This window comes from Cytobacillus sp. (assembly GCF_032154635.1).
Taxonomy (GTDB): Bacteria; Bacillota; Bacilli; order Bacillales; family Cytobacillaceae; genus Cytobacillus.
On record NZ_JALDXW010000069.1, the window covers coordinates 1 to 10,592 of the forward strand.

A 10,592-nucleotide genomic window follows, 5' to 3' on the forward strand; every position below is an offset into this window, starting at 1 on the left:
ACAGCTGTTGAAGCTGCGATTTTAATAGCTTTCTTTTTCATAAACTTGTATTCTCCCTTCGTACTATGTAGTGCATTTTTATTTGTTAGCAATGAATAAACCAATGGTTGTGTTTTCCTCTATACTCACTGCTTACCTAACTAGTAAAAAAGTATATCAAACTATTAACTTTAATGCAATAGTTACCAATATATATTTTTTTAGGTAATTGGAGGCAGACTTCCCAACTTTGGTTTATATTTCTTATCATAATATAAAGCTTGCTAAATTTCTACATTTTTTATCATATTTTTATTAATTTTGTAATATATTTACTGTTTCATATTGGAATGCACACTTTACTAATCTATTCAGTGAATTTTAAAATATTCCTCTTTAAATAAAAATTTGTCTATAATAGAAAATTTTTCATGTACTTTTCGCTAATATTTGGTACACTATCATTAAGAAGGTTTTCTCCCTAATGGATGCTTTCTTTAACTTGTATAGTACAAACGTACTAACCTTCGCTCCAGCGTTCAGGAAAGGCCGCCAAAATTGGCGGCTTTTTCCTATTTAGGGATAGAGAAATGTCGAATTTCGTTGTATAGTAAGACTAAAGAATGATTCTTAATGAAGGTGGTTTGTATAATGAAGAAACTGAAAGGGATAGGCGTTACATTCATATTGCTCCTTTCCATCTTAATACCTGGTTTGGATCAATCGGTCTCTGCAGCAACATATCCAAGGATTGATCGTACAAGCCCTGCTGCTTCTGAACAGAATGTACCGATCGATACGGACATCCGCATTTATTTTAACAGTGATATACGTGCGATTTCCTCACAATATATTAAACTATTTGAGAAAAGAAATGGCACGTATTATGATTTCCCAATTAAAACCATAAAAAAGGATGGGGAGGCATTGTTCATCCTTCCTGAGAGATCATTAGATTTCAACAAAGAATACATGGTTCAATTCAACGGACCAGCTGTGGATCTGCAAAATGGTACATATAATCAGCATTTGTCTTATACGTTCCAAACCAACTATATCGATTTCTACGAATTAATGGTTGTCAACGAAGGCAGATTGATGAACATGCTCGAGCAGTATGCACCCAGACAAATTAAAGCGTTCGCTCCAAAACGTTATATTAATGAAATTTCTGTGATTCATAAAAAGACAGGTGCCTTGACGGGAGAGCAGACCTCATTTAACGGCATCACCAATATTGACATTAATACAAAGAGCGAAGATGTCGTAAACGTCCATGTCGATATTATGAAAGATGGTAAGAGCCTTCAAAAGGGGTATGCGAACAAAATAACTGGAACAAAGGCTTCAAAGAACCAATTTACGTTCGACATTGGCTTCTCTAATATTCCTAACTTTTACGACGTAAAGGTGACGGTTTTAAACAATGCCCAGCAAACGATTGATTCGAAGATTATTAAGTTCGCTGCCGAGGATGGCAAAGCGATTACTTCCTTTAAGGAATCATATAAATATAAGACGGCAGGAAATGGCTATACGTTCCATGAGCTGCTATCGAAGGAGAGCTTATTCGCTTCTTTGCTGTCTGAAAGCTTAATGCAGGATATTAAAGTTCAGGTTGAGGATAGATAAATGAAGAAACTAGCTATCCTCTCTATGATGGTTGGTATTCTTATTGTGTTTCCCGGGCTTCTTCAAGGGCAGGCTTCTATTAAAGAGGTTACGCTCAATGAACGAACGATCCAGGATCCAATGAAGAGCTGGACGATTACCTTCACACAGCCGATTAATAAAGGAACCTTTAAGAAACAAAACTTCCTTATTAAAGATGAAAAGAAGCGACAGATAAAAGCAAAGCTCAGCCTATCAAAAGACGAACAAAAAGTGACGATTACGCCAGAATCTCCTTATAAAAAAGGCATTACCTATTACTTATATATTAAAGGAAACGTAAAATCCGATCAGAATGAGTTTTTGAGCGAGCATACAGTATTGCCTTTTAAAATGGAGACTGCTTCAAAAGGAAGCAAAAACTCGAGTGGAACTGCTGTAAGCAGCGGGAAGCAGCAAACTTCCTCTTCAGGGAAAACATCCAGTTCTGGATCGGGCTCTAAATCTAGTTCTAGTTCCAGTGCTAATTCTAGCACAAGCTCAAAAACGCCTGGGAAGAATCTAGTTAAGGTTCAGACGAAAAAACACTCACATTTTGATGAAATCAGTGTACAAGTAAGCGATTATGTGACAAAGGTAAAGGCTGGCAGTCATGTGTTTGAGTATAAAGGCAATAATTTATTTGTTCTTTATCAGCCTGGTCTAAAGTCCGGTGATAAGATTACCGTTAAAGGGTACAGCATGTCAGGCAAAGTGCTCGAAACGAAGGAGGTTGTCATTCCATAATGATGAAGAAAGCCTTCCGTAATACATTGATCTTTTCGCTTATTATTGCCAACCTAATTATTTGGCCGATGCTATTTTCTGATCTTGGAGAGGATTCCCGTAAAGAAGCGAGCGTCGAACAGGGCGTTTCTTCTGGAGAAGTAAAGAATGAAGCAGAAACTGCAGCAACAGAAAATGGCGAGGAAGCTTCTAGTGCTGAGGAGAACAAAGAGGATTCAGACGAAAAAAGTGACTCGAAAGACGATGGTTTTAAAATTCTTCAAATTGAATGAAACTTTTTCGATGCTCATAACGTCTATTAGATGGACACTAGCAACGAGTTTTTCCAATGGCTAGTGCTTACCTAACTGGGCAGCATGGCTGCCGAATCATTTTGCCAGTACTCTTAATGGGAGTGCTGGCCTTTTTTATATTAAAAATATAGTCGGTCTGAGTATGCTTTAATGTACGAGGAAAATTACTAGCGCAGGGAAATCATTTATACATTTATAAAAAGCTCCGAGTGCTTATGCATCCGGAGCTTTTTGCTGTTTTATTGATTCTCCTTTATCTCAACGGAAGATTCTTCTCTTCTCATATCAAGCCTTGTATCTTCAATGGATAAATTTTTATTCGGCTTTTCTGTTTTTAAAATGCGCGGTTGAACGGCTTCGCTGTTTAATAACTTATCTGTAATGCTGTTGCTCGTTTCTCTTGCTGGCTGCTGTTCTTCCGGCTGTTGGTTTTGTTTTTTTTCATTTTCTTTGACAGGTTTTTCTTCTTCTGGCTTCTGCTCCCCTTCTTTTGCTGGGTCTTTTGATTTTTCTTCTTCAGCAGGTTCTCCTTTCCCTTCTTCTGGAGCTTCCTTATCCTCTTCCGCTTTTTCTTTCTCCTCTTGATCTCCTTTTGCTTCCTCTTCCTTTTGTTTCATTTCTTTTTCGAGATCAGAAAGAGCTTTTTCGAGTTCACTTGTTCCCTTAGATGGATTTTCACTGATAGCTGCATCTAATTCAGCCAATTTTTCGAGCAGCTCCTGCTTTTGCTCCTCGGTTAATGTCGTTGATTCTGAAATTTGTTTCATGAGTGCGTCGATGCCTTCTTTTGAATTTGGATTTGGCGGTTTTGTTTCATCGGCTCCGTCCTCTTGCTGTTCTTTTTCAAGTTGTTCTTTTTCAAGTTGTTCTTTTTCAATCTTTTCCTTCTCTAGCTTTGCCTCTTCTTCTTTTTGCTTCATTTCCTTTTCGATTTCAGCAAGGGCTTTTTCGATTTCCCCTGTTCCAGCGGATAAGTCCCCATGATCAATAGCTGAATCGAGACCTGTCAATTTTTCAAGAAGCGCTTGCTTTTGTTCCTCTGATAGAGTCGTTGATTCAGTGATCTTTTGGATGAGCAGGCTTGCTCCTTCCTTTAAGCCTTTCTTTTGTACTTCGATCTCCTCCAGATGGGAGATTTCTTTCTCTATGTCTGCGATCGCTTGTTCTAATCCACTAATGTCTGAGGTTAAATCCTTGTTATCTAGAGCCACATTGATTTCTGCTAATTTATCCATTAAGTATTTCATTTGTTCGGCTGTTAAATTCTTTGAATCGATTAGCTTTTGAATCAGCTCGGCTGCCCCTTCTTTTAGCGCATCCTTTTTCTTTTGGATTTCTTGGAAGACGATGATTTGTTGGTCGATGGCAGCAATCGCGCTTTCAAGCTCAGTAATTTTTGCTAGTAAGTCTGTGTTTTGCTGGCGGAGGGCTTCTATGGCTGCATGAACTTCTTTTGTTTTCGCTGATAAAAGTTCGATTTGTTCTTCTATTAACGCTTTTCCTTTAGCGAATTCCTCCATAAATAAGGTGAGTTCTTCCTTGTAGCCTTCCATTTGGGCAAGGATTAGCTCAAAGAACTCTGGGTCATAATTGCATTGTTCAATGGCAAGTTCCACTATGCCTTTGATGAACTCCAAAGTTTTTTCTATTTTCTCTAGATTCTCCCTTGCCTTTTCATCGGCCTTTGGAAAATCAGTAGTAAGAATATCTTGCAGCTTTGTTTGAAAAGCTTGAATCTCAAGAATCATTGCTTTTAAGTCTGCGATTCTTTGTTCATTTGCTGCAATTGCCGTTTGAATAGCAGCAATTTCTGCTCGCAAGCTTTCCTGTTGGGCTTGTAGTCCTTCGATCGTAGTCGAGTCGACTGAAGCTGCTGGCGGTGCTTCGGCAGCAGCTTCTTCCCCAGGTTCGATCATGCCATCGATCTTTTCTGTCAAGCCCGCCACATTGACTTCGCTTGCTTTTGTCAGTGCATTCTGCATCAGTACGATGGCTTCTTCCTTCCACTCATATGTAAGATCTCGTCGCTTTTCAATCTCCTTCGGGAAAATGAAACAGGCCTGAACCCCGATTTCTTGATCCTGCACAGAGGTAAATGCTGCGTATGTAGGAACTGTCAATCTTGCTGTTCCTAGCAAAAGAGAGGATATCGCCACACTTGATGTAACTGTCCGAAACATTCTTTTCCATTGCTTCTTAAGCCTTCTCTTGTGCCTCAAAGACTATGTCAACCTCCTTTTATGTTCTTTATATAGAACATTTTCTCTAAAAAAATAAGCTGGACAAAGAGATTCATTTTAAATTATATTCCCGATTATACACGATAATGATAGAATTTAAAATAGTTTGGTAGAATAAATTCTTAATAAAGAACTTTTGAGAAATACATTAAAATGCATTCACCCCATGTAGCGCCGATATTTGTTAATTAATTTACTAAAATTTCTAATTTTTAGTAAAATAATAAGAAAAACACCGGAACCTTATGTCCCTTATTGTGGCATTGTTAGTGGGAAAAATAATGTTCAAATTAAAAAGATGACCATTAAACATACAAAATACTAGTAAGTTGGTGATCTAGCAAAATTAGCTGGATAAACGATTCAAATGTTGCACCAAATCAGTTTGTTTAGCAGCGGAGATAGGACCAATGCGATGCAAATCATCAAAGTCAACTTTCTTTTGGAGGGATGGACATGAACCAAAACAACGCAACAAACAAAAACGTAACGCAAGTAGGTATGTCTTAAAAACAAGTTTTAACGGTACAGCTGCAAGCTTGATTGTACCTAGGCAGCACTTAACACATTACAATTTGGAGAGGCAGGGGAAGTTTTATGATAGCAGAATTAGATAAAGCTGAATTTAGTAAATGTAGAGAATTATTAAATGAACAAGGGCAAATAGAAGCACTAGCAATTGTTGAACATATCAATCCGGGCCGTATCTTTGTTGATGATATAAATACCCCTGCTTCTGGACTCATTTGGTTAGGAAACAATGATGGATTTATCTTTTTTGGGAATGAGCAAAACGAGGGGTTTAATAATGATTTAAGCCCTTTTATTAACGATGTAATCGTACCAGAAGCAGCAAAAGTCCAACTTGAATGGTTTGAAGCAGTTGGCAATCACGAAAAATGGAATCACACGATTGAAAGAGTTTTTGAACATCGTAAATTAAAAAGTTGGAATCAAAAGGTTTATACTTTACAAAAGGGTGATTATAAAGACAATGATGAACCTGTCATGGAACGAGAATATCAGCTTATTAAAATCAGCGAAACTCTCTTTGAAAATAAGAATAACTCCATAAAAAACATTGAATTTTTACATTCAAAAATAGGAGAGTTTTGGTCTTCACCTGAAAGTTTCTTTAGCAATGGCATAGGTTATTGTATGGTTTACAAAAATGAGATTGTTAGTGTTTGTTTTTCAGCTTTTGTCGTTGGCAATGTACATTGCATCAGTATTGAAACAGTAGAAACTCATCAGGGGAAGAAACTCGCTCAAAAGGCAGCTCACCATTTTGTTCAAGATTGTTTGGCGAATCATATGATTCCATATTGGGATTGCATGGAAATGAACAAGCCCTCTGTTGCAGTTGCAGAGAATATAGGGTTTAGAAATGTATTTAATTATGTTGGTTATTATTTTCCACTTAAATGAGGCAGTAATGGGCACTTTTTCATATAATGCGAGAAAGGCAGTGAAGCGATTTGAGAGATTATCAAGCCGTGCTATTTGATTTAGACGATACCTTACTTAATAGGGATAAGGCAGTAGATAACATGTTTTTGCTTATTTTTGAAAAGTGTTATGAGGACGTTAATCATTCAGTCAAAAACGACATGCTGCAGAAATTCAAAGAACATGATCAAAGATCCTATGGCCATGGAGATAAAATAAATGTTTTGGAATCATTTTTTGATGAATTTCCACCAAAATATCGATTGCCGCGCCATGATATTCAAGATTTTTGGAATAAACATTTTCCTGCATGCTTTTCTATAGACCAAAATACGATAAATATCGTAAATACGATAAAAGAGCATGCTAAAGTGGCCATTATAACAAACGGCTCCACTCAGAGACAAAAGGCTAAAATCATGAACACTCATCTAAATAGTTGTTTTGATATAATCATTATTTCTGAAGAAGTGGGCTTGAGTAAGCCTGACAAACGCATATTTGAACTAGCATTACATAAGCTGAATGTGCCACCGGAAGCTGCATTATTCGTTGGAGATGACTTAGAAAAAGATATTGGCGGCTGTCAACATGCCAATATAAATGGCATATGGTTTAATCCGCATAAGCTTAAGAACGATACCGACATAAAACCATCTGCCGAGATCGATTCCTTTGATCGGTTATTGAGTTATTTTACATAGTTTTAGCCTAATCAATGTTGGGAGATTTTTTAAAATTGAATGATGTATGAATGAGATTTTCCATCTTACATTTACAGGAGCGATTTGTAGAAATCGCTTCTTTTTATTATTGCAGAAACCGGATATTAAAAATAATATTTTTAGTCTCAGCCAAATTTGACTATTCCAATTTTTGTTTCGTCTAATAATTAAGGAAACAGGGGGGATATGTATGGGTCAAATAGAGGAATCCGAGTTTCAAACGATTATAAGTGAATACAACGATTACTTACTTCAGCTAAGCTATCTCTACGTGAAAGAGTGGAATACTGCAGAAGATATTGTTCAAGATGCATTTATTAACTATTGGTTGAAATCAAATGAATTCAAAGGGGATTCTAGTTTAAAGACATATTTAACTCGAATAACAATTAACAAGTGTAAAGATTATTTGAAAAGTTGGCGTTATCGAACACATACGTTAACAAATGTCTTTACAGTGTTTATTCGACAAAGAAATCAACTGATATTGCAAGATGAGCAATTAATTGTGGCAGATGCTGTTTTGGCTTTACCAATTAAACTTCGCGAAGTAATTGTTCTATATTATTATAAAGAATTAACCATAATTGAAATTTCTATTGTCTTAAATACATCACCTAGTACGATTAAATATCGTTTAAAAAAAGCGAAGGAGCGATTAAGAAATATGTTATCGACTCAACAATGGGAGGTGCTAATTAATGAATGAAATTAAAAGACAATTAAGGTTAAAAATTGGTAATACAACAGATCATCAACAAAATGTATTGAATAAGTTAAATAAACAATATCCTTTTCGCTCAAACCAAAAGATAAAAACTTTCGCTCCTATTACAGCGAGTATAGCCGTTTTAATAACAACTATCATTTTAGTTTTTTCTTTTAATAGTGAAGAAAATAATCTGATTCCGAATCATTCGGCTGCCCCTTCAGACATAGTTAAAATACCTAATTATTGGTATAATGACCTAGTTAAAATGAAGAATTCTTCGACTGGAGAAACAATTGAGCTTCCTAAAAATATGTTTAGTGGCTTTGTTAAATATGTAAAAGAGAATAAATATGGAGAACAAGAAGACGTTCTTTCTGCATTAAGCTATATCGATGTTAAAAATGTAACTACATTAAATAAATCTTTTATCGTTACATTTGATTGTGGCAGAACTGCCTGTGCAAGTGCTTTTATGAATGTAAATGAGAAAGTCCAGACAATGACTCCATTAGGAGAAGGAACGATCACTAGCGATTTAATGTACTCCCCAGATAATGAAAATGTAATGTTTTTGCTTTCAAATGCTGATAAAACAAAACAAAGAATTGTTGTAATCAATCTTAAGTCCAACTCACAATCCAGAATTCCATCTGTAAATCATGAGTATTTTAGTTATTATAATTGGCCGATAACAAATATAGTCTGGCTATCCAATAAAAAAATAAGTTTGACTGTCGCAAATATTGAAACTAATACTAATGAAGCTGTCACACAATGGCATCAAAAAGCTGACAAACCTACAAAAACATTAGAAATTACATTACCCTATAAGTGAAAAGAAAACTTTTATCGGGCGCGATCTTTCAATAAGGAAGATCGCCTTTCTCTTTTTCTATTAATTCTATTGAAATAACAAAATTGCCTACCCATAATTTGGGGCAAATTAACTGTGTTCATCAATTATTTAAAGTTGCCCTAAGAATCATCGCTTGCTCGGAATAGTAGAAAAAAGAGCACAGCATTGTGCCCTTTTCCTTTATTTTACTGTCACCTCAAGGTAAATGCCCTTCTGCATTTGCTTGGCATGTTGGCTTGTCCATTTTGGATGGATAAGGAGCATGTATTGCCCTTTTGATTGCAGCTTGGCCTTAGGTATGATAGTCATTTTATACTCGTCAGCTACTTTCACATCCACCGGGACCTCACTCCCACCTAGTTGAATAAGCTGGACATCCTCCTGCTTAAGTGCAGACCAATTCATTTTCATATTCATTTTAACTGTAAATGTTTTCGTAACTGGGACGTCCTTAAGCGTTGGAAGCTTCTGGTACCCCTTGTATTTAGCGATTAATTGATCTTTGTGGGAGACTGTTAATTCTTCCCCTTCCGCTGTTTCAATAGTTGGTGTCACGCCTACTTCGTGCACAGGTATGCCGTTTGGCGAGTAGAAACGTGCAGTTGTTAATTTTAACAGGCTGTTGTCACTTAGCGGGAACAATGTTTGCATCGATCCCTTGCCAAAAGACGTTTGCCCGTATAAGGTGGCTCCTTTTTGCTCTTTAACAGAGACGGAAACCATTTCTGATGCACTTGCACTGTACTCATTGATTAAAATATGAGTCGGCTCTGCAAACTTTACTTTTTGTGGAATGGCTGCGTAAATTTCTGGCTTCTCTGTTTTATAGCGCAGCTGGAACGCATTTTTTACATGTGGAAAAAGGCCAGCAATTTCTTGGGCAGCAGACACATATCCTCCGCCATTATTTCTAAGGTCGAAAATCCAGCCCTTTGCTCCGCTTAATTTTCCTATTGCGTTAATAACTTCCTTTGTTGATTCTTGGGCGAAACTGTTTAGGCGAACATACCCGATGTCGCCCCCGAGCATTTTATACTCGACATTTGGCAGCTTAATTAATTCTCTTGTTAGCGTCTTTGTCACAAGCTTGTTCGTTTCAACTGAAATATAGTTTAAGGTTACGGTCGTGTTCTCTTTTCCGCTAATGAGAGAAATAGCGTTTTGAACTGATTTTCCAGCAAGGCTTATGCCATTGGCGCTAACAATAATATCGCCTGCTTGCATACCTGCCCGGTCAGCAGGTCCACCTTGGATAACGGAGAGTATCTTTATTCCTTTAACATCCTCTTCTAAAACAATCCCCACCCCGACAAGCTGCTGCTCGATTCCATTGGAAAAATCAGCAAACTCTTCGGCTGTCATGTAGGCAGAGTAAGGATCCAGGTACTTAGTAATTTCTTTGGCAGTCGGTTTGGCCAGCACAGAAGCCGGTACATCCTCTATGTAATAATCCTTTATTAATGCACGGATCTCATCAATCGGCTCAGCCGCAGAAACAGCTGTCACATTCGATAAAAGCAAAAAAACTAGTAAAAAACTAAAATACTTTTTCAACATAAAAAACAGGCACCTCCCTAAGTTTGTCGAATCACGCGGTGACAGGCACCGTCACCTATATATTAGACTACTTTTTGCCAGATTCATAGATTTTTTGGCGAGGCGGGACAGGGGTCGTGTGGTGATGGGACAGGGGGACAGGAACCTTGTCCCAGTTAATAATAGAAACGGGGAGCCGATCAACGACTGCTTTGATCCTTCTTTTTCTGTGTGAAATTATTTGCCGGTCTGATTCATTGAACAAGCTCTTTTGTACGACGTAATCACCAGCGCAGTAAAATTACTTATTGTGCATGTTGCTAAAGTTATCTAGCAACTTTTTCATTTTATCTCGTACTCTCAATCTTTTATCGAGCAACTTTATGATTTTATCTAGCATTTCGG

At 37.1% G+C, this 10,592-nt stretch carries 9 protein-coding genes; 7 read left to right on the forward strand and 2 right to left on the reverse strand.

Annotated elements, in window-relative coordinates:
• Positions 1-630 precede the first annotated feature (630 nt).
• From RUH74_RS23415 to RUH74_RS23425, 3 genes are read left to right on the forward strand one after another with little or no spacing between them, the layout of a single operon-like run.
• The gene (locus tag RUH74_RS23415; protein ID WP_313805065.1) at positions 631-1,611 is read left to right on the forward strand and encodes an Ig-like domain-containing domain; all 981 of its coding nucleotides are present in this window, start codon (positions 631-633) and stop codon (positions 1,609-1,611) included.
• Positions 1,612-2,376, forward strand: coding sequence for an Ig-like domain-containing domain (locus RUH74_RS23420; RefSeq protein WP_313805067.1), 765 nt, complete (start codon positions 1,612-1,614; stop codon positions 2,374-2,376).
• A complete protein-coding gene (locus RUH74_RS23425; protein WP_313805069.1) occupies positions 2,376-2,648 on the forward strand; it encodes a hypothetical protein in 273 nt (90 codons plus the stop codon). The genes RUH74_RS23420 and RUH74_RS23425 overlap by 1 nt, the downstream gene beginning before the upstream one ends.
• A gap of 260 nt (positions 2,649-2,908) precedes the next feature.
• On the opposite strand, the gene RUH74_RS23430 is transcribed toward RUH74_RS23425, so the two are convergent.
• Entirely contained in the window at positions 2,909-4,888 is a 1,980-nt protein-coding gene (locus RUH74_RS23430; RefSeq protein ID WP_313805071.1) for a coiled-coil domain-containing protein, read from the reverse strand.
• A gap of 618 nt (positions 4,889-5,506) precedes the next feature.
• On the opposite strand from RUH74_RS23430, the gene RUH74_RS23435 reads away from it, so the two are divergent.
• The 4 genes from RUH74_RS23435 to RUH74_RS23450 all read left to right on the forward strand — a co-directional run bounded on the left by RUH74_RS23435 (position 5,507) and on the right by RUH74_RS23450 (position 8,630).
• Complete coding sequence (locus tag RUH74_RS23435; protein WP_313805073.1) at positions 5,507-6,337, forward strand: GNAT family N-acetyltransferase; 831 nt, start codon at positions 5,507-5,509, stop codon at positions 6,335-6,337.
• Between the two features lie 68 nt (positions 6,338-6,405).
• Complete coding sequence (locus tag RUH74_RS23440; protein WP_396230165.1) at positions 6,406-7,062, forward strand: HAD family hydrolase; 657 nt, start codon at positions 6,406-6,408, stop codon at positions 7,060-7,062.
• Positions 7,063-7,273: 211 nt separating this feature from the next.
• Positions 7,274-7,792 carry a sigma-70 family RNA polymerase sigma factor gene (locus RUH74_RS23445; RefSeq protein WP_313805079.1) on the forward strand — a complete coding sequence of 173 codons (519 nt, stop codon included), beginning with the start codon at positions 7,274-7,276 and terminating at the stop codon, positions 7,790-7,792.
• Positions 7,785-8,630, forward strand: a complete 846-nt coding sequence (locus tag RUH74_RS23450) for a hypothetical protein (protein WP_313805082.1) — start codon at positions 7,785-7,787, stop codon at positions 8,628-8,630. The genes RUH74_RS23445 and RUH74_RS23450 overlap by 8 nt, the downstream gene beginning before the upstream one ends.
• Positions 8,631-8,831: 201 nt before the next feature.
• Here RUH74_RS23450 and RUH74_RS23455 read toward each other — a convergent pair whose 3' ends face one another.
• A complete protein-coding gene (locus RUH74_RS23455; RefSeq protein WP_313805085.1) occupies positions 8,832-10,208 on the reverse strand; it encodes a S41 family peptidase in 1,377 nt (458 codons plus the stop codon).
• Positions 10,209-10,592: the final 384 nt, after the last annotated feature.